A 20,892-nucleotide genomic window follows, 5' to 3' on the forward strand; every position below is an offset into this window, starting at 1 on the left:
GGATCCGGTGGGATCGTGACGTGATGAAGTAGAAATATCTTCTTCAAAAAGCAAAAAACCCAGCAAGGGCTGGGTTTTCGTGGAGACAAAAGCAAGCTAATTACTTGATTTTGGCCTCTTTGAACATAACGTGCTTACGCACAACGGGATCATACTTTTTGATCTCCATTTTGCCAGGCATGTTACGCTTGTTTTTATCAGTAGTGTAGAAGAAACCTGTACCTGCTGAAGAAACTAGTTTAATTTTATCACGCATTGTCGGCTTCCTTAGATTTTCTCACCACGGGTACGGATGTCAGTTAGTACTGAATCAATACCTTTCTTGTCGATGATACGCATGCCTTTTGCAGACAAACGTAGTTTTACAAAACGGTTTTCGCTCTCAACCCAAAAACGGTGTGTTTGAAGGTTTGGCAAAAAGCGACGACGAGTCGCATTTCTTGCGTGTGAACGGTTATTACCAACCGTTGGACGCTTACCTGTTACTTGGCATACTCTTGACATTGTATTTGTCTCCAGAACAACGATAACTGTCGCGTCAGTTAATCCCAAGCGCTCAAACAGTGGTTGGGTCAAATGACGTATTACTATAAATTAGAGGGCGCATTTTATACAGCAAAGGCAGGATCATTTCAATAAGAAAGTACAAAAAGGTTACTTTTTGGCTTTTTTTTGCTCGAAAAACTACCAGCTCTCATTTTTCACGGCCCGTATTGTACTTTTCCCTAAGCGGTTAGGCTATGAATAAATACGCAATCTACGCTTTAATTTTATATTCGCATTTAAGCATCTAAGATATCCGCACGAGAATAAACGCCACACGAACGCGGCGTATTTCTATTTAATCAAAAAATGGTGACCTTATTTCAGTCATGTCAATCAAACGAGTGGGTCGACGCAGCATTTGACCGCCATCACGAGAAATCGGCACCCATGGGAATAATCCGCGACCTTTGGTAGGTTCTAACAAGAACAGATCTGTAGGTATCGAAATGTAGAAGCCTTTGGTGAAGCTTCCCTCGCCGTATTCTTCTGACGATACATCAGTGAATGCCGCATATGCACCAACAATGATACCGCTATCGAAACGCTTCGCATAATCAATATTCACGCCTTTATCTTTGGCTAAGAATTGTCCAGCACTTACGGTAATTTGCGTGTCGTCTAAGAATTCTGGCTGCCAATAGACACTAGCGTGTCCAGTGACCGCTGTGTAGTCTTCCAGACCTGTTTGACTGTAAGGATCGCGCTGTTTTACGTAAGCAATATCAAGTCCGTAAGCTAGATTGCTATCAACGGGACGATACAGTATTTCACCGCCTACGCCAGCAAACATGGTTTCTAGATAACCCGCGTAGGCTTGAGCATAGAGGTCTTCTGCAATGGTGTCTTTGTAATGTAAGAATGTTGTATCTAGCCATACATCGTTTGCTGACACATATTCACGAACTCGAGTACGCACGCGAGGAAGCGACACTTCTTCGTTGTCTACCAAGTAGTTAAACTTGTCGAAGTTATCTAGAAGCGTAACCCTGGCGCTGCTCATGATTGCGAAGTTTTCGTTAAAGGCATAACCGCCGTTTAGCAATAATCCGGTTTGATACAGATAGAAATCTTCTGGGTTACCGAATGATTGGGTAAAGAAGAAATCCGCGCTGTAATAGAAGCCAGATGTATTGGCAGGATCATAGGCGTCGAGCACTTCTTTTGAGGGTGATGTTCTGACGTAGGTTTCAGTGATATCTGCGTCAACAGATTCGTAACGCGCTGCAGCAATAAAGGCCTCGGCATCCACCTGCGTGTCAACTAAAGGAAGACCTGCGCGATTGTCTACTACATGATAGGTTTTTACGGAATCTGGAAGCTCTGAGGCCGCCACGCGACCAATTCGCTCAATGGCTTCATCCTGGTCACGATAGGCAACCTGTGTACCGTAAAACGTAGCGCTGTCCTCTTTAATTTCAGCATCAGACAGTACAAAGCCCCCCGACCGGTAAAGGTCGTTGTAAAGACGGGATTTATCAACATTTTTCACGTCTTGTGGCACCTTTCTACCCATCAGGTTCTTAGGTGGTTCATCGAACTTTATTTGCGAAGCCGTATTCATATTAAAGCGATACGTAACGCCGAAACCAACAGTATTACCTCGTTGATAGTTCAACGTGAAATCGAAGTCTTTATAACGATACACTGCACCAACATTCCAACGAGAATCTTGCTCTAGCTGTCCAGCTCTGTCACGAGAATAGTCATTCCCTTCGAACTCAAGCTTTAGCGTTAGCGGCTCCCATGGTGTTTGGTATTCCACACCACCGAAAAATGCGGTTGTTCCTTTGAAAAACTGATCGTAGTCTACCTTACCACCGCGGCCAGAGAAGCCCCCTGGGCGTTCACAGAAACTGTCTTTAAGCTCGCAAAACGGATTGCTGATGTCATCGGCTGTACCGAGATATCCCCAGCCTAAGCCCAGGTGAAAGTCGAATGGACCGATAGATTTACTGGCGTTGACGTATTCACTTTCAAAAAAGCCTGTTCCACCAAAGTCTCTGAAGCCGACACTGATATCTGGCAGATAGTAGCTTTCTTTCCATAACCTGAATTTAACGTCTAAGCCTTTATCTTTCAGCGTTTGATCACCACTGAATGATTCAACTTGACTGTAAAGTCTTGTGCGCACGTCAGTATAACGGGCAGTTGCTTCCATCCAATCATAAAGCTGAATGTTAACGGACCAGAAGCGATATTCGCCGTTGTCGGTATAGTTAATGGCCATTCCACCTTCGTCTCGCATACGAGCCGTTGGGGTTTGAATAAGACCATTTCCGCCCTGCACCATCTGCGAAGGGGTAACGCGAACTTGAGTATCAGCAAAAGCGGTAGAAGAAAGCGCGCTGCCAATTACAAGCGCGAGTGTTTTTTTCTTAGAAAGTAGTGGCGCACTCATTGAGGTAAAACCCTATGTACTGCTAAAGCGGCTACGCGCTCATTTAATTGCTTAAGTTTATTGCTAAAGAGTTCTGATGAGATAGGAACATAGACTTGGCTGCCCGGCATAAGCTGCCCAAAATCTAAATTCCAATAAGCAATACCCTTTTCTTCAATATTTCCCATTGGATCAATTACGTAGACATGACTTCTGTCGGCATCAACCGCTTTTTTCACCGTGTGAACAGCCGTATAAACCGACGTATCGCTTTGATGCTTGTACGCACCAGGCTTTACAACAGCGCCAGAGAAATGCACAACGTCAGGTCTTCCATTTAGTCGAATCCAGTATTTACCTGGCTGAAACATAGGGTTGTCTTCAAAAAACAACCTTGCTCGATTGTAGGAAATTGGCATGTCTATGCGTGTAGACACCGTCCATGAGCTTACCTGATCATAGAGATTTTGAAGGGCTTTATGTGTTTCAGAATCGGCATCAAATTGATTGAGCAGTCCGCTAATTTGAGATAGCGCTATCTCTTTCTCTTCTTCAGCTTTAGGATTAGCTAAATCAAAGCCTGAAGCTGAAGGCCAGTACCAATCACCATTATCAGCGACAATGGACAGTACGCTTGATAGTCGTATCGGCCTGTCGAACTGATAGGTTTGCTTGTTTATCATGACACTAACAAGGTTATCATTTGCATATAACTTGGTAGCTGCAGTAAGGCCTAGGGCAATAAAAAGCGTATAGATATACTTCATTATTGCGTTGCTCCTTGTGTCTTCATCTCACGTACTACTCGGCTTAAATAAACCATATCGTAAACGTCTCCTTCAGGGCTGAACTGCTGCTTTGAGGCCAGAAGTTCCTTCGAGTATTTGTGCAAGAAATACGTGTTTTCCCACGACAACCCTACGTCGATAAATGGCGTGTATTCAGAAAATTCTACGGTTTCGATAACCTTAATTACCGGAACAGAAAAGCCTAAATATTCGCGAGTTTCTTCCCCTTCTATTCGCCAAGATGAGTCAACCGGCACACCGTAACCTATGGAAGCAATATCAACTTTGCGTTTCCAATTGAATGGCAGAACATTGTTGGTGGCAAGCGGATTGTGCTGAAGATTTCCCGTGTAGTATAGGTCGTGATCCAAACCTTCAGTTTTAACGATAATGCCATGGTGCATGGTGAAGATGACTTTATCACCAGATACCCACCGGTACTTTTCACCATCGATATACGCAAGGGCAAGCGAGGCTGCGTCTCTTCCGCCCGCTTTAATTTGCATAAGATCAGCTTTACTAGCAGCAATCTCTTCAACTGTATAACTAACTGTTCTATCTTTTAACGCGAGCTTCAGCGTGTTGTAATACGCTAGTGACGTGGTGGAACATCCGGAAAGAAAAAGGCAAACAACACCCGAGAGGGCAAATAAAGTGTGTAGTTTCATTAAAATGCGCCGACAAAAACTAAAAACAAATGAACTTTGCTATAAAAATAAAAAAAGCCGCTAAAAAAAGCGGCTTTTTCGAATACTCTTAAATTTACTGTACGGTCGGTGCGTAAGTAAATGTAACAGGTACGGTGATGGTTTTTGTTACAGAACCAGAGGTAGTTACAGTAACAGTTTCGGTTGTACCTACGCACACACCATCAACGATTTGGTCGTCACCTTCACAAGTAGGTTGACCTGGAGTAGTGCCGCCATTTCCTGGTGCATCAGCAGAGTTGTTGTTTACAACACCCGCAACGATACCCGCAACAACAACACCAGACGCGATCACACCGCCGCTTACGCCGCCGATGCCAGTAGTACCACTACCACCTTCACCATCTTGAGCGTTAACACCTGCAACCATAGTTGCAGCTGCAAATAATGCAATGATTGACTTCTTCATAACAGTCCTTTAATAAAATAACCCACTAAATCCTATGCTAAATCATTTTCAACCTTTTGACTAGATTATAATCGACAAATGACTTAGATTTCTTATCTTAACAAGCCTCGCTGTGCGAATGAAACAGTTTCTTTATCACCAACCACAAAATGATCTAAAACTGGCACATCGATCGACGCCATTGCGCTTTTGATCTCTGCGGTTAATCGTATATCCGCATGACTAGGCTCAGCAACGCCTGAAGGATGATTATGAACCAAAATGATCGCGGCTGCATTATCGATCATTACTTGTTTGATCAATTCTCTTGGATAGACCGCTGCACTGTTGATCGTACCGTTAAACATAGTGCGAAAAGCAATAAGCTGATGTTGGCTATCAAGCATTAAAAGCGCGAACTTCTCACGCTCACAGTCTCTTAGCTTTGCCTGTAGATAACGTTTAGTATCATCTACATTATTAAAAACATCCTGACGCTTCAGCTTTATTTCTAAATTGCGTTTAAATATTTCAAAGCCCGCCTGAAACTGCGCATACTTGCACGGTCCAACTCCCGTTATTTTGGCAAACCGTTCTTTCGTTGCTGTTACCACACCCCGTAAGCAGCCTAGCTCGTTGAGAAGTTCATGTGCCACAGACACAGCGCTTTTTCCTTTCACACCTTTTCCCAGCAAGACAGCGATGAGTTCAGCATCACTTAAGTTTTCAGCCCCATGCTGCAATAATTTTTCTCTTGGCCTTTCATTCTTTGGCCATACTTTTATCGACATTCATCTAGCCCGACTATTCTATAAAAGGTTGTTTATAGATGAATGGTGACAAAGAAACGACTGTATAAAAGACGGGTTTATTAATGGTTTTTACCACCTTTAAAGACTGCTTATACGCCGCTTTCGAAACAAGACCTACTTTCGTTCAGCTATCCGATTTTCTGTCACCATGGTAGGCTAACGCTAATTTAGAGATTTTGTGTTCTTCTATGTCTATTGCTAACAAAAATATTTTGCTAGGTGTTACTGGCGGGATTGCCGCTTATAAAGCACCTGATCTTGTGCGCAAGCTTACTGCGTTAGGCGCAAACGTGCGTGTGGTTCTAACAGACTCTGCTGCAGAGTTTGTTAGTTCATTATCACTTCAGGCCGTGTCAGGAAATCCAGTGCATCGCCAGCTGCTTGACCCTGCTGCCGAAGCCGCTATGGGGCATATTGAATTGGCAAAATGGGCCGATATCTTACTTATCGCTCCCGCAACTGCGAACACTATTGCCAAGCTTGCTCACGGTATGGCAGATGATTTGCTGACTACACTGTACCTTGCAACAACAGCGAAACTCTTTATTGCTCCTGCCATGAATCAGCAAATGTGGAAAGCGGTAGCAACAAAGCGCAACATCGATATTTTAAAAGAACACGGCGTAACCTTTATTGGCCCAGCAAGTGGTGAACAAGCCTGTGGCGATGTGGGTTCAGGTCGAATGGTTGAGCCTGTTGATATTGCCAATGTAATAAATGACGCAGAGAGAAACGCTTTATCCCTTTCTTCGTCGCTAATGGCGTTATCGGGAAAGAATATTACGATAACAGCGGGACCAACTAGAGAGCCTTTGGACCCTGTACGATATATTTCAAATCACAGCTCAGGAAAGATGGGGTTTGCCATCGCTCAGGCAGCAGCACTCGCGGGGGCAAATGTAACCTTAGTGGCAGGTCCTGTGTCGCTTGAAACGCCCGAACGCTGTGACCGTATTAATGTCACAACCGCAGAGGAAATGCTTAATACTTGTCAAACGCTTAGAGCCTCCACAGATATATTTATTAGTACGGCTGCTGTAGCAGATTACAAGGCCGTGAGCGTTGCCGACAATAAAATTAAGAAAACCGGTGATGAGTTAACACTTACTTTTGTTAAAAACCCTGATATTCTAGCAACTATATCCACCAGCCAAGACAGACCATTTTGTGTGGGCTTTGCGGCCGAAAGCCAAAATGTAGAAGATTATGCGCGCTCGAAGCTAGCCAAAAAGAAGCTAGACATGATTGCGGCTAACGATATTACTGCCGAGGGTCTGGGGTTTAACAGTGATAAAAATGCACTGCACGTAATATGGCAAGATGGTGATAAACGATTACCTGCAACCAGTAAAAGCGAGTTAGCGGGTCAATTACTTGCACTTATTGCAGAGCGTTACGCTTTAAACAATAAAAACTAACAGATGCTTATTAAGTGTCGATAATAAAAACGATAAATATAAACGCTTTGGTGTAAGCCAACTTAACATGGAGCCCGAGTTGCTATAACTCGGTAGCGGAGGAAATACTTTCGTCATGCCTGCTGTCAAAAAAACAAATCGCAGAGCTCAAATTCTGCAAGCACTTGCTGGAATGTTAGAAACCAGCCCAGGTCAACGTATCACTACTGCTAAATTAGCGGAAAAAGTGGGAGTGTCTGAAGCGGCACTTTACCGTCACTTTCCAAGTAAAGCGCGAATGTTTGAAGGGCTTATCGAGTTTATTGAAGAAACACTTTTCACGCGCATCAATAAGATTGTGAATGAAGAGAAAGACTCGCTTACGCGTTGTCAGCTTATTCTTCATCTTATTTTGGGCTTTGCTGAGAAGAACCCGGGTATTACTCGAATATTAAATGGTGATGCCTTAATGGGTGAACAAGACCGGTTGCGCGCGCGCATAGCAAAGCTTTTCGAGCGTTTAGAAACGCAGCTTAAACAAGTGCTAAGAGAGCGCAAGCTACGCGAAGGTAAAACCCTTTCTGCAGATGAAGCGATTATCGCTAACATGATGATTTGCTACACCGATGGCCGTATTAATGGCTTTATCCGCAGTGGATTTACGCGTAAGCCAACTGAGCAGTTCAATGAACAGTGGGCTGCTTTCAAGCAAATGTTTGTTTAGAACCCAATTAAGTTACGACTAAGGCGCTTTCAAGCGCCTTTTTTCTTGCTTGTTTCTCATTCTATATTGCATTAACACTTTTCAAAATTAATGCAAAAAGTGAAATTAAATCAGACAGCTGTCGAGTTCAGCTCTCAGCGTTCCAACATGCACATAATTCATTACTTCAGTCACTATCCATAAACTACAGGCACAAAAAAGCAGCATAAAAATGCTGCTTTTTAATGTTTAATAAATATGGACTTACTTGCTAAACGTGTTTCCAAAGAAATCGCCGTCGTTCCACTTAGGCTTGTTCTTTTGGTTTGCTAGTGTCCAACCAATTTGCGCGTTAACCTTGGTGAAAGTCTCTGCCGCATTCCAGTTGAATGGTTGGTTAATGTCGTCGCTAGGCTTATGGTAGTGCGTAGATAAGAACTGACCAAACACCTTGCTGCCATCTACGTTAGGATCTTTAGACTTCAGACCCGGCACCATAAACACTGAAGGCACACCTTGCTTTACAAACGCATAGTGATCTGAGCGAGTGAATAACGCTTGCTCAGGCCATGGATCAGGGCTTAGTTCAATGTTGGCATTCGCCGCCGCTTTTTCCACTGATTCTTGCAAATCACTGTGGTTCGCGCCAAACGCAATAACGTCTGCAAACTCGTAAGTCAAAATTGGCATATCTAGATTTACGTTCGCCACCATTGAAGTAACCGGTACAGTTGGGTTACGAGCAAAATAGTCTGCACCTAGCAGGCCCTTCTCTTCACCCGTTACCGATACGAACAGAATTGAGCGCTTTGGCTTTTCTTCCATTTCGCTAAACAGGCGTGCAGTTTCTAACATCACTGACGTACCAGACGCATTGTCCATGGCACCATTGTTAATGTTGTCTTTCTTCACGGTCTTGGCAAAACCGATATGGTCAGAGTGAGCAGAGAAAACCACGTACTCGTTTTTAAGCTCTGGGTCAGAACCTTCAAGTACACCCACAACATTTGGGCTAGTGATGGTGTCGTGTACGCTCGTCTTACTGATATCAACCACGCCGTTTAACGCAAAGCCTTGCGGTACTTTGTCGGCTTCAAGTTGTGCATAAACGTCATCAAGGCTCTTTTCTGCGCCTTCAAATAACTTACGCGCAGCGCCTTCACTCATGTAAGCGCCACCTTTAAGCTGAGAAAAGCTATTTGCAGGCTGACCACTGTCGTCTAACCATGCCATACGCGGCGTATGGATGTAGTTCAAACGGCTTTGATAAGGGCGTACCTTTTCATTTTTAGGCGTTGTAATAGTGATCATGCCAATAGCGCCATTGTCTACCGCATACTTTTGCTTTTGATAGCCAGATGCAAAGTGAGCGCCCTCTTCTGATGGAAAGTCGCTTGGCTTACCAGCAAGCGCTACAACAACCTTACCTTTTACATCTAAGTCTTTGTAATCGTTGTGAGATAGCTCGTCTGCCACAATGCCGTAGCCCACAAAGACCATTTCACCTTTTACATTAGCCTCGGTGCTAAGCAAGCTTGGGCTAGCTAGATATTCTTTCGGGTAGTCAAAATCGACGGTTTCGCCGTTTTGCGTGAAAGTAAACTTGGGAGACTCTTGAACCAGATTCGCTTTGCGAAACGCTACGTTTTGCATGTAGCCGTCTGTACCCGCTGGCTTCAAACCATATTTAGCAAATTCGGTCGCAATATATAGCGCCGCAATTTCATGGCCACGAGAGCCCGTGTCACGACCTTCAAGCAAATCATCTGCTAGGAAAAACAGATGCGATTTGATTCGCTGTGTATCAGGGTTAAAAGCATTGTCTGTCGATGCGTGGTTATGGGCAGTAGCAGCAAAGGTCATTGCTGTCATTGCACTACCTATAAGGAGTTTTTTTATCATTCTAATTTCACCATATAACTAAGTGTGCATCATGGTAACGCAGTTAATAGGCGGAATACCATTAAACTGCTTACGTTTACCATGTGTTTCCTACCGTTGCTCGCATTTTATGAGCAAGGTAAAATTGTCAGTCGCATGCCGGCTCCGTTTCCGGATATTGTTATGTTTTTTTAGTGAAGAGCAGCATCTATGTCGAAAGACGATATTCTTTACCGCGTTCAGTTCATCAGCAATGGAGAACGTTACGAACTTTACGTTAGAGCCCTTACTCAGGGCGCTTTGTTTGGCTTTATCGAGATAGGTGACTTTGTGTGGGATACCCACACAAGTGTTGTTGTAGACCCTAGCCATGAAAGGTTAAAAGCCGAATTTTCTGAAGTAACAAAAACTTATGTTCCTATGCACAACATTTTGCGCATTGACGCCGTAAATAAAAAAGGTTCGGCCAAAATTACTAAATTAGAAAATAAATCTGATAAAGTAACTGCTTTCCCTAGTCCAATATATACACCAACGAAAGAGTAACCGCCGGGTCATTCCGGTGAAGGTTGCCGGAGACCCTTATGTATCGCTATGTTTTAGCAGCATTATTATTTATTTGCAGCGTTAGCTCATCTGCAAAGGACCTTAACGATGAAAGCTTGTATCAATTACTTGACGATATTTGGCAATACGAGCTTTCGGTTTCCCCGCTTCTAGCTTCTCGCGAAGGCGATACTTCACTCGCTCACGTATTACCAGACAACTCACCCAAAGCCCTGAAAGCACAAAATGAACAATGGCGTACTTTTCAAAAGGCCTTAAGTCAGTATAAAAAAGAAGACATCTCTACTGATGCCTATATTGCCTTGCTGATGCAACAATATCGTTTAGCTAACTATGTGGACGAATATACGTATCGCGCGCATTTAGTGCCTATCAATTCAGAATATGGCTTTCACGGTGCAATGGCCTCGCTTCCTAATTTATCCACCTTTAAACGCGTAGAAGATTATCAGGCCTATATTAGCCGCCTAAATGCGCTGAAACCTTATTTTGACCAACAAATTGCGTACATGAAACAGGCGCTAAAAGAAGGCTACACGCAGCCTAAAGTCGTGCTGAAAGGGTTTGAGAACTCGGTGGCGTCATACATTGTTGAAAATGCAGTGGACAGTGGCTTTTATTCTCCATTTACCCGTTTTCCAGAGTACTTTACTGCCGAGCAAAAATCAGCGCTAACGGAGCAAGGCAAGACAGCAATAAACAGCAGCGTATTGCCTGCGTATCAAATGTTCTTCGACTTCATGGTAGATGAATACATTCCTAATGCCCGTGAAGATATTGCCGCGAATAATTGGCCTGATGGCGTGGCGTATTACGCCAATAGAGCCAAGCATTACACCACCACGGATATGACGCCTCAGGAAATCCATGATTTAGGTTTGTCTGAAGTAAAACGCATTCGCGCGCAAATGCAGCAAATTGTGGATGAGCTTGGCTTTGATGGCGACATTAACGACTTCATTGCGTTTTTACGCGAAGACCCGCAATTCTATGCCACCAGCGCTGAAGATTTACTGAAAGAGGCGTCGTTCATTGCAAAGAAAATGGACGCAAAGCTTCCTTCGCTCTTTGAGTATCTGCCAAGAACGCCTTACGGTGTAGCGCCTGTACCAGACGCTATCGCGCCCAAATATACAACGGGCCGTTACATTCATCCTAGCCGCGATGATCAGCCAGGATATTACTGGGTAAACACGTATGCCCTCGATAAGCGCCCTTTGTATGCATTGCCTGCACTGACCTTGCACGAAGCAGTGCCTGGCCACCACCTTCAAATATCGTTGGCAGCAGAGCTTGAAGACTTACCTATGGTACGTCGTAACACCTATATTTCAGCGTTTGGTGAAGGCTGGGGTCTGTACTCTGAGTTTTTAGGTATTGAAGCAGGTATTTACGAAACGCCGTACGACAACTTCGGTCGCTTAAGCTACGAAATGTGGCGTGCGTGTCGCTTGGTTGTGGATACCGGTATGCACACGATGGGCTGGAGCCGTCAACAAGCGGTTGATTATATGATGGAAAACACCGCGCTTTCAGAACACAACGTAAATACTGAAATAGACCGCTATATCTCTTGGCCAGCGCAAGCCTTGTCTTACAAGATTGGTGAAATCAAAATTAAAGGCCTTCGCAAGAAAGCAGAGAAAGCATTAGGCGAGCGTTTTGATGTGCGTAAATTCCACCGCGCCGTGTTAGAAAACGGCTCAGTTCCATTGTTTATCTTGGAGCAAAACATCAATACGTTTATAGAAGAACAAAAGGCACAATAAACATGATCGTTGCATTTGGTGTTATTGGATTACTTATCCTGTTTTTAATTTACTTTGTGCTGCGAGCGCAGAATTTACAGAAAGAGCTGGCGCTATCGCGTCACTCGAATAAACAGACCAATAACAAGGTTACGTATGCTTATCGCAACCTTGTTCTTGTTACAGATGCGTTGGAAAAAAACCTTACTGCGCGTATTGAAAGTGCCTATAAAAGCCGCCTTATCGACCAAACTCAATACAATGCGCTGCACCCGCTTATGCGCAACTTTTCAACCATTATTATGGCTTGTTGTGAAAAAGGCATGTCTCTTGAAGAGTCTTTAAATAAAGCGTTGCAGAATGAAGAAGTCACTCTTGAGGAAATTCGTGAGGTGGTGAAAGCACTCCCTAGCAACGTGCGTATGGTGTGGTCAAAAAATACGGCCGACGGCTTCATTGCTTTTTGCCAAACCGTTACAGCAACAGTAAGTGGCACGACTGCAAAGGCTCAAAAAGAACCATCTGAAGAGTAACATTTTACTCTACGTCCCTCGTTAGCGCTTATACAGCGCTAACTGTATGGCAGGGTCGTCTGCTTTGCTATGTAGTAAGGCCTGCGACCCTAGCCATGTTCCCACTCTTTTAAAAGTTTAATCTTTTTACCTTTCCAAACTAATCAGTAAGTTAGCACTTAAAACAACAAGTCAAAAACCTTTTGTCTTGAAAAGGGTTATTGCTGCACTATAATACTGTATAAAAATACAGTTCATTTTGAGTACCATGAATAAATCGTTATCCGTGCTTAATAACCATCCGCATATTTGGCGGGCCAGAGATCAGAGACAAAGTGAAACCAAGTTTTCACTGGGTTTTCCGCGTCTGGATAAAGCACTTAACGGTGGCGTTGCATCTACAGGTCTTGTCCGTATCTCTTCGTTAACCGGCATGGGTGAACTTTCACTCTTTAAACAGGTTATATGCCAACACCGTACGCATAAGCTGGTGGTATTTATTAACCCTCCCGGGCTACTACAGTCGCCGTGGTTAGAAAATCTGGGGCTTAAAGCGCAACAAGTGCTGGTAGTAAAACCAGGTTCTGAACAAGAGTCGTTGTGGGCAGCGGAGCAATGTTTAAAAAGTACGGCTTGCCATTGCGTAGTGCTGTGGAGTAATGCTGTAAATCAAAAAGAAGCACGACGCCTACAGGTAGCAGCAACGCATAATGATGCGCTGTGCTTACTGTATACTCCACCGCAACAGCAGGCATCACAGTTAGGTTATCCGAAGGCCAGCTTAAGTGATTCACAAGCCACTCCTTCGAATCAAAGCGACAGTGCATTACCCATTACGTTGGATATCGCGCTAAAGGGTAAACCCCACGCTTTGGCGGTGAACATACGCAAGCAGCGTCATGGGTGGCCCAAAGATAACATTGTTATTTCCCACCGGTGGACACCCGACAATCAGGCCATTAAATGGGCCATGGCACACAACACGCTTTCCGATCAGGCATTACACTCTGTGAGCTAATGATGCTGTGGGCTTATATTTACTGCTATCAACTAACTTTAGACAGCCATATCAAAGCGGCTAGAAGTAAGCGTGCACATAGCCAGTTGTCGAAGCACGAAACTAACAACCAGTATTCAGCGTTAGCGTCGAATACTCCCGTTGCAGTGTACTGCAGTAAAACAAACAAAATTACGCAGTGTAATGATATTGCGAAAAAAGAAGGCATTGAAATTGGGCATGGACTAGCCCAAGCGGCGGCGCTATGTCCTTACGTACATATTCTGCCTTTCAGTGAAGAAGCCGAAAAGCATATGCTGACGCAGTTAGCCCATCGGCTTTATCCACTGGCTTCTGACATCGTATTAGACAACCACATTCACTCGAATAGTGTCAGCGGTCTGGCAGTAAGGCTAGATAACCTAACTCATTACTATGGCGGCCATACGCCACTGTGGAAAACCTTAACTCAAGCTCTGGCTGAAGCAGATATTCGTTATCATTTTGCTAGCGCATGGACAATTGAGGCTGCAAAAGTATTAGCGCTTCATAAATTTAATACCTACTTACATACATCCGATGACATAAAAAAAGCGCTAAGTGCGTGCCCGCTTTCTATTACGGCTCTATCTCCCAAAGTCATTGACTCGCTGGCAAGGGTGGGCGTTTCCTGCGTAAAACAGCTGTTGGCAATGCCGGTACAAGAACTGGGTCGACGCTTTGACAATAACACTATTATGTATCTTACTGCGTTAAGGGGAGAAACCTTTCCACGCGTTACGTTATTTAGGCCTTTGGAGCACTTCGATAACTTTATCCTATTGCCTTTTGATATTGAAAACACGCAGCATCTAACCCCTTTTGTCAGCCAGCAGTTTGAGCATTTGTCTCACTATTTACGGGCAAGAAACTTATATACATCCAGCATCAGTGTACATATTCATTTCAGAGAAGCACCTGTAATGGATATTAATATACGTTCGGCACTTCCTCAGTCCTCAGTACAAAGTTGGCTGCCGTTGTTTAGTCTTAAAACTGAGAATCTGGTGTTGCCTGAGCCAGCCACAGCCATTGCACTCACCTGTCAGCAATTTGAAGAAATGGATACGCAGAATGGCGACTTTTTTAGCGACAGGTTTAACGATATTGCACAAAAGCAATTAATTGGGCGCTTAAACGCGAAGCTAGGCGATAACAGTACGTTTCAACCTCACGCTGCTGACAGCCATCAGTTTGAATATATGACAGTGAAAGAGTCGAGCACCGGTAACTGTGCCGGTAATTACGCTTATAGCAGTGACATTACGCCCACCTTCACCTTTGATGTACCTAAACCGCTTATTCAGGCTACCCAAATTTGCTTTGGCCCCGTGCGATTACACAGCGAGTGGTGGCATGACAGCCCAACAAAGCGCGATTATTTCATCGCCCAAACTGAGCAATGCGTAAGGCTTTTAGTGTTTAAAGATGAAGAGAGCCGCTGGTGGGTACAGGGCCTTTTTTGCTAGCGGTATGCGGTTAAAGAAAAGGGTAAAGGCAATATCATGAAATACAGTGAGCTCTTTTGCCAAAGCAATTATAGCTTTCTTTGCGGCGCCTCTTCCCCCGCAGAGCTTGTTACCACGGCATCTTTCCTTGGTTACGACGCGCTTGCCATTACCGATGAATGCTCAGTGGCGGGAGTAGTACGAGCTTTCGATGAAATTAAGCATCAGGGTCTACCGATTACGCTTATTGTGGGTAGTTACTTTGTATTTGATGACACTTTATCTTTTGTGCTGTTGTGCCCGAACAAAGCGGCCTATAGCGAACTGTGCCGAATTATTACTAACGCGAGGCGTCGCTCTGAGAAAGGTGAATATCAACTAGCTGAGTGGGACTTGCGTACCATTCGCCATTGCAAATTTATTTGGCTACCAAGCGGCAAAGAAGCTAAAGACAAGCATTGGGCTGAATGGCTGCAAAAACACCCGAGCATTGATGCCTATATTGGCGCTCAGCGCCTATTAGACGGACGGGATCACCACAGGTTTGCACATTACAATCATCTACAGTCTGCCTACCCTTTTCCTGTTATTGCCTGTACAGGTGTACTCATGCATCACGCCGACAGACTGCCGCTTCAACATGTATTGCATGCTACTAACGTGCATACCAGTGTAGATAAAATAGGTCGGGATGCGTTGAGTAATGCAGAGCGTTGTCTGCGAACCGTACAAAAAATTAAAAAGCTTTACCCTGAGAAATGGATTGCCAATACCAATGCCCTTGCCCACGCATTCACATTTTCTTTAGAAGAGCTGCGCTACCACTATCCTGCAGAGCTTGTACCTGAAGGATATACGCCCACTTCGTATTTGCGGGAACGTGTAGAGGCCGGCATAAAAGTGCGCTTTCCTGAAGGTATAACCTCTGATATCCGCCAAACCATAGAAAAAGAACTTACGCTTATTGCCGAACAAGAGTACGAGTATTTCTTTTTAACCATTTACGACATTGTTCAATTTGCCAAGCGACAACGCATTTTGTATCAAGGGCGCGGCTCTGCGGCCAACTCGGTAGTGTGCTATTGCTTGGAAATAACCGCGGTAGACCCAAGGCAAATAAGTGTGCTGTTCGAGCGCTTTATTTCCAAAGAGCGTAACGAACCGCCAGATATTGATGTGGATTTTGAGCATCAACGCCGTGAAGAGGTCATCCAATACATTTATCAAAAGTACGGCCGGGAAAGAACCGCTATCGCGGCTACGGTTATTTGTTATCGCTTTAAGTCAGCGTTTAAAGATGTGGGTAAGGCGCTGGGCTTTAGCGAATCACAGCTTGATTTTGTGGTAAAGCAGATTAATCGCCGAGACAGCGTTATTCCGTGGAAATCCCAGCTGGCAGGGCTTGGGCTAAACCCTGAAGAGCCTAGGGTGCAGCAGTTAATTACCCTTACCGAAGCTTTACTGGGAACGCCCCGACATTTGTCGCAACATGTAGGCGGTTTTGTTATTAGCGCAGGGCCGCTCTACGATCTTGTTCCTGTTGAGAACGCCGCGATGGAAGAACGCACTATTATTCAGTGGGATAAGGACGACATTGAAACCTTAGGCCTATTAAAAGTCGATGTGCTGGCACTTGGGATGTTAAGCGCTATACGTCGCGCATTCTCGCTTATCAATAAACAGTATCCTGTTGAAACCAGTATTCCGTTCATTACTAAGCTTGGAGATGACAAACAAGTTTTCGATATGATTTGTCGGGCCGATACGGTAGGCGTTTTTCAAATAGAATCACGGGCTCAGATGTCTATGCTGCCAAGGCTAAAGCCTCGTCGCTATTACGATTTGGTCGTACAAATAGCCATTGTACGGCCAGGTCCGATTCAGGGTGATATGGTCCACCCTTATTTGATACGCCGACACGGCAACGAAACCATTAGCTACCCATCTAAAGATGTGGAGAAAGTTCTGTCTCGCACCATGGGCGTGCCTATCTTTCAAGAGCAAGTGATTCAGCTTGCCATGGTTGCAGCTGGCTTCAGTGGCGGAGAAGCCGACCAGCTGCGGCGCGCCATGGCGAGCTGGAAAAAGGACGGCAGAATTTTTGAATTCAGAGACAAGCTTATTAAAGGTATGACGGATAAAGGCTATGACAGTACGTTCGCCCACAACTTATTTGAACAAATAAAAGGCTTTGCAGGTTACGGCTTTCCTGAATCTCACTCAGCGTCTTTTGCCGTATTAGCTTACGTGTCTTGCTGGTTGAAGTTTTACTTTCCCGTTGAGTTTTACGTAGCGCTGTTAAATAGCTGGCCCATGGGGTTTTATTCCCCGTCCCAATTAGTTCAAGACGCTAAGCGTCATCACATACGGGTAGAAGCGCCCTGTGTTAACCACTCTGACGTTGAGCATTCTCTGGTGGTACAAGGCCAAGAAAAATACATTCAGCTTGGCCTTAAGCTTATTAAAGGCTTAAGTGAAGCATCGTCTCAGCTTATCGTGGAAAACCGTTCAGATAAGGGCTACACCAATGTCGAGCAGTTGCAGCAGCTTTCGCTTAAAAGTAATGAACTAGAGGCACTGGCTAGCGCCGATGCTCTTCGCACGATTTCAGGCAATCGGTATGAAACCCGCTGGCGAATTATGGATACCCAAACCCGTCTACCACTTTTCGATACCGACGAATTTTATGCAGATAAAAATACCACACCGCTGGGTGCTGCACCGACCGAGGCAGAAAACTTACTTGAAGACTATGCCTCAACCGGCTTATCAGTAAATAACCACCCTATTTCTTTACTCAAGAAGCAGCATAAGCTTAAAGACATAAGCTGGTCTAATTCACTTAAAGACAAGACAAATAAATCAGTTGTAAAAGTGCTTGGCGCAGTAACAGGTCGTCAAGCACCAGGCACTGCCGCAGGCGTTACCTTTCTAACTTTAGAAGATGATATAGGCAATATGAACGTTGTGGTGTGGCAAGCTACCGCTCGCGCTCAGCAACAAACATTCTTAAAAGCTAAACTGTTACAGGTAAATGGTATTATTGAACGCTCCAAAGAGGGAGTTATTCATATCATCGCAGGTAAGCTTATTGATCGGACGCCGTGGCTCGAAAAGCTGTCATTAAGTTCAAGAGATTTTCACTGAATATTTTACACCCGCAAAACGATAAATTATGGTGTATAGATACGCGATTTATTTTTGTATTAAAAAACTTCCTCTCAAGGAAATGCTTCAAAGATAATTTATTTGTATATTGTAAATTGCTGTAGTCATTTTGGAGTTTAGAATGATGCGATGTATTGGGCTTTTCATTGGCTGTTTGTTTAGCCTTAATATTTATGCAGATAAATATGTGATTGGCGCACAAAACTTAGCTTATTTCCCCCATTACGATTTTGCATCATCAACAGATAAAGGGGTTGCCTGGTCAATTTTAGAAGCTTTTTCTGAAGCTTCGGGACACGAGTTTGTGTATTTAAGCTTGCCTATAAGACGGCTTCAACTCGAGTTAGTTAAAGGTAATGTTGACTTTGTATACCCTGATAATAGAGGCTGGTATAACAGCATTACCACTTCAAATAACAAGTATTTTTCCCTCCCATTAACCAGCGCAGTAACGGGGACAATTGTAAAACGACAGAACGCTGGGAAAGGCATCGAAAACATTAAAAACCTCGCCATGCCGTTAGGCTTCACACCGGTAAATTGGCAAGAAAAAATAGACACTCAACGTACCCAAATAACTTGGGTTACGGATATTCAACAAGGCTTGGCGCTTTTGTACCAAGAACGTGTAGACGGGTTAGATTTAGAGTATTTCGTTAGCCAGCGATCTGCTCCTCTATCATATGAGCAAGACGCATTTACTTTAGATTTGACACTTCCACATAATGAAATTCCTTTTTCCCTGTCTACGCTTTATCATCAAGACATTATTAATGAACTTAATAAGTTCATATCCTCAAATCCAGAATTAATTGATAGTATAAAAACAAAATACGGAATAACCCCTTTCGAGCAGTTGTCTCAGAAGCTTTTGATAGAACAAGGATTGAAAATTGAAGAGGTTTGGAAATAGTATTCGTCGCTTTGTGCAAATGGTGGTACTGCCAGTTGCATGCACACTTTCAAGCCCTTTTGTTTCAGCCGACACCTATATCGTAGGCGCTCAAAATATTGAATATTATCCGTATTACAACTTTTCATCGGATCATGAAAAGGGGTTGGGTTGGGCTATTCTTGAAGCATTCTCCAAGCAAAGCGGACATCGCTTTGTATACTTGAGCATGCCAGTTAAACGCCTTCAAATAGAATTGAAAAAAGGCAATGTAGACTTTGTCTTTCCTGATAACGCCAGATGGTATGATCAAATAACCCATAGCCTTAACAAAGTGTATTCTGAACCTCTAGCAGAAACATTCGCCGTGACTTTGGTTAAAACAGATAACCTTGGTAAAGGAGTTACTCATATAACAAAACTTGCCACGCCAGACGGATTTTCCCCTGTAAAGTGGGAACAGCAAATTAAGAACGGTACCGTTAAAGTAACAGGCGTAAACAGTATTTATGATGGGCTTAATCTTCTACAGAGCGATAACGTAGATGCTTTAGATGTGGAATATAATGCCGCTAAAAACGTTGCTCGTCGCTTTCCGCAAATGGGACCATTTGCCGCTGATTTAACCCTGCCACACAACGTTGTCTCATTTTCGCTATCAACCTTAAAACACCCCGAGATCATTGCCGAGCTCAATACATTTATACTTTCAGAATCTGAAAGCATAAATGAAATTAAAGCGAAGTATGGTATTGAAGATACAAAGCAACTGATTGAGCGTCTGATTGAAGAGCAACATGTAAGTGCAGATACACGCTGGACACCTTTGTAAAAACTTCAACAGTGTCAGTAAATTACACTACTCGCGTGGAATAGTTCGGCATTTAGTTTTTATTATCCCTTTGAAATTACGATAGTTTTTAATTGGAAAAAATTTTGCTTGTTGATTATCAGATCAAGGAGCAATTATGAAACAGGCATCACTACTTCTATTTTCTTTTTTCATTATTTTCACCGCAAGTAGCGTACAAGCGAAACAAACCGTGAGTGTAGATTATATGCACGGCTTTGACGATATCGATGGTATGCGCTTCGCATACAGGCCACTTGAACAAACGCTTACTACTGATTGGTTTGGCGACCTAAAGCTATATTGGGAAGTGAGTGCCGTAGTGTGGGAGTATGGTGAAAACGATACACATAGCACAAGCTACGGCGCGTCATTAACTCCTGTATTTATGAAACAGGTTTCAACGCTCTATGACAAATATCCCGTATATATAGAAGCGGGGATAGGAGCGAGTTACATAGGTAATCAGAAAGTCGCTGGTAAAGATATTGGATCTAACTATCAGTTCGAAGACAGATTAGGTGTGTTTGTAGAGATCGATAAGAAACAACATATCGCACTGCGCTATATGCACTTTTCAAACGGCGGCTTTAACAACGACAACCCCGGATTAGACTTCCTGAACCTATCCTACGCCTACCACTTTTAAAGAAATGGGGTCAGAGTACATTTCTACACTGCAAACAACGACGCTAGGCTGTGTTGTTACACTGTTAAGATCATTCATTCAAAAAAGTACACTGACCCCATTATTCTATATTCAAGCTGACGTGTCCCTCGGCCTCTTTATGATAAGGGAGTAAAGCCTTTAGGCTCCCCATAGCATGGGTTGGAAAACAGAGGAGGAGATATTGGGGGTCAGAGTACATTTTCATTCCGCAATCATTGGGTCAAGGGCTGTTTTGATTTCGAGGAGAATTGGAAGTATTAATGTACTCTGACCCCATTATTTTTCTTTCTGCGGAAAACAAAAAACCCGCCGTTAGGCGGGTTCTTCTTAATTGGGACCTGGCAGTGTCCTACTCTCACATGGGGAAACCCCACACTACCATCGGCGCTAATACGTTTCACT

General features: G+C 43.8%; 19 protein-coding genes. 11 read left to right on the forward strand and 8 right to left on the reverse strand.

Annotation, left to right across the window (positions count from 1 at the left end; genetic code table 11):
• Window positions 1-100: 100 nt before the first annotated feature.
• The 7 genes from rpmG to radC form a co-directional block, all read right to left on the reverse strand.
• Window positions 101-256, reverse strand: a complete 156-nt coding sequence (rpmG, locus tag F0261_RS01320; protein WP_012516577.1) for a 50S ribosomal protein L33 — start codon at window positions 254-256, stop codon at window positions 101-103.
• A gap of 11 nt (window positions 257-267) precedes the next feature.
• A complete protein-coding gene (rpmB, locus tag F0261_RS01325; RefSeq protein ID WP_014947757.1) occupies window positions 268-504 on the reverse strand; it encodes a 50S ribosomal protein L28 in 237 nt (78 codons plus the stop codon).
• Window positions 505-841: 337 nt separating this feature from the next.
• Window positions 842-2,944: a YjbH domain-containing protein gene (locus F0261_RS01330; RefSeq protein ID WP_171337018.1), complete on the reverse strand. Its 2,103-nt coding sequence runs from the start codon at window positions 2,942-2,944 to the stop codon at window positions 842-844.
• A complete protein-coding gene (locus F0261_RS01335) occupies window positions 2,941-3,690 on the reverse strand; it encodes a capsule biosynthesis GfcC family protein (RefSeq protein WP_171337019.1) in 750 nt (249 codons plus the stop codon). The genes F0261_RS01330 and F0261_RS01335 overlap by 4 nt, the downstream gene beginning before the upstream one ends.
• Window positions 3,690-4,379, reverse strand: coding sequence for a YjbF family lipoprotein (locus tag F0261_RS01340; RefSeq protein ID WP_014947754.1), 690 nt, complete (start codon window positions 4,377-4,379; stop codon window positions 3,690-3,692). The genes F0261_RS01335 and F0261_RS01340 overlap by 1 nt, the downstream gene beginning before the upstream one ends.
• A gap of 94 nt (window positions 4,380-4,473) precedes the next feature.
• Window positions 4,474-4,827, reverse strand: a complete 354-nt coding sequence (locus F0261_RS01345) for a hypothetical protein (protein WP_014977885.1) — start codon at window positions 4,825-4,827, stop codon at window positions 4,474-4,476.
• A 92-nt stretch (window positions 4,828-4,919) separates the two neighbouring features.
• Window positions 4,920-5,597, reverse strand: coding sequence for a DNA repair protein RadC (radC, locus tag F0261_RS01350; RefSeq protein WP_014977884.1), 678 nt, complete (start codon window positions 5,595-5,597; stop codon window positions 4,920-4,922).
• A 209-nt stretch (window positions 5,598-5,806) separates the two neighbouring features.
• Here radC and coaBC point away from each other — a divergent pair, with 209 nt between their 5' ends.
• Window positions 5,807-7,036 carry a bifunctional phosphopantothenoylcysteine decarboxylase/phosphopantothenate--cysteine ligase CoaBC gene (gene coaBC, locus F0261_RS01355; RefSeq protein ID WP_171337020.1) on the forward strand — a complete coding sequence of 410 codons (1,230 nt, stop codon included), beginning with the start codon at window positions 5,807-5,809 and terminating at the stop codon, window positions 7,034-7,036.
• A gap of 115 nt (window positions 7,037-7,151) precedes the next feature.
• Window positions 7,152-7,739 (forward strand): nucleoid occlusion factor SlmA, encoded by a 588-nt coding sequence (gene slmA / locus F0261_RS01360; protein WP_012516568.1) that lies wholly within the window; start codon window positions 7,152-7,154, stop codon window positions 7,737-7,739.
• Between the two features lie 243 nt (window positions 7,740-7,982).
• Here slmA and F0261_RS01365 read toward each other — a convergent pair whose 3' ends face one another.
• Window positions 7,983-9,620 carry a M28 family metallopeptidase gene (locus tag F0261_RS01365; protein WP_014947750.1) on the reverse strand — a complete coding sequence of 546 codons (1,638 nt, stop codon included), beginning with the start codon at window positions 9,618-9,620 and terminating at the stop codon, window positions 7,983-7,985.
• A gap of 189 nt (window positions 9,621-9,809) precedes the next feature.
• Between F0261_RS01365 and F0261_RS01370 the strand changes: the two genes are divergently transcribed.
• The 9 genes from F0261_RS01370 (at window position 9,810) to F0261_RS01410 (ending at window position 20,469) form a co-directional block, all read left to right on the forward strand.
• Window positions 9,810-10,145 carry a DUF1820 family protein gene (locus tag F0261_RS01370; RefSeq protein WP_039222523.1) on the forward strand — a complete coding sequence of 112 codons (336 nt, stop codon included), beginning with the start codon at window positions 9,810-9,812 and terminating at the stop codon, window positions 10,143-10,145.
• Window positions 10,146-10,183: 38 nt separating this feature from the next.
• Complete coding sequence (locus tag F0261_RS01375; RefSeq protein ID WP_171337021.1) at window positions 10,184-11,935, forward strand: DUF885 family protein; 1,752 nt, start codon at window positions 10,184-10,186, stop codon at window positions 11,933-11,935.
• A gap of 2 nt (window positions 11,936-11,937) precedes the next feature.
• Entirely contained in the window at window positions 11,938-12,447 is a 510-nt protein-coding gene (locus tag F0261_RS01380) for a hypothetical protein (protein WP_014977879.1), read from the forward strand.
• Between the two features lie 247 nt (window positions 12,448-12,694).
• On the forward strand, window positions 12,695-13,444 hold the full coding sequence (locus tag F0261_RS01385) for a recombinase RecA (RefSeq protein ID WP_014977878.1): 750 nt from the start codon (window positions 12,695-12,697) through the stop codon (window positions 13,442-13,444).
• Entirely contained in the window at window positions 13,444-14,931 is a 1,488-nt protein-coding gene (locus tag F0261_RS01390; RefSeq protein ID WP_171337022.1) for a DNA polymerase Y family protein, read from the forward strand. The genes F0261_RS01385 and F0261_RS01390 overlap by 1 nt, the downstream gene beginning before the upstream one ends.
• Before the next feature lie 36 nt (window positions 14,932-14,967).
• Window positions 14,968-18,057: an error-prone DNA polymerase gene (locus F0261_RS01395; RefSeq protein WP_014977876.1), complete on the forward strand. Its 3,090-nt coding sequence runs from the start codon at window positions 14,968-14,970 to the stop codon at window positions 18,055-18,057.
• A gap of 130 nt (window positions 18,058-18,187) precedes the next feature.
• Complete coding sequence (locus F0261_RS01400) at window positions 18,188-18,991, forward strand: hypothetical protein (RefSeq protein ID WP_253819156.1); 804 nt, start codon at window positions 18,188-18,190, stop codon at window positions 18,989-18,991.
• Window positions 18,972-19,802 carry an ABC transporter substrate-binding protein gene (locus F0261_RS01405; protein WP_014977874.1) on the forward strand — a complete coding sequence of 277 codons (831 nt, stop codon included), beginning with the start codon at window positions 18,972-18,974 and terminating at the stop codon, window positions 19,800-19,802. Before F0261_RS01400 ends, F0261_RS01405 begins: the two co-directional genes overlap by 20 nt.
• 136 nt (window positions 19,803-19,938) lie before the next feature.
• Window positions 19,939-20,469, forward strand: a complete 531-nt coding sequence (locus tag F0261_RS01410) for an acyloxyacyl hydrolase (protein WP_014977873.1) — start codon at window positions 19,939-19,941, stop codon at window positions 20,467-20,469.
• Window positions 20,470-20,892 lie beyond the last annotated feature (423 nt).

Source organism: Alteromonas sp. 07-89-2, assembly GCF_013113925.1.
In the GTDB taxonomy this organism is placed as follows: Bacteria; Pseudomonadota; Gammaproteobacteria; order Enterobacterales; family Alteromonadaceae; genus Alteromonas; species Alteromonas macleodii.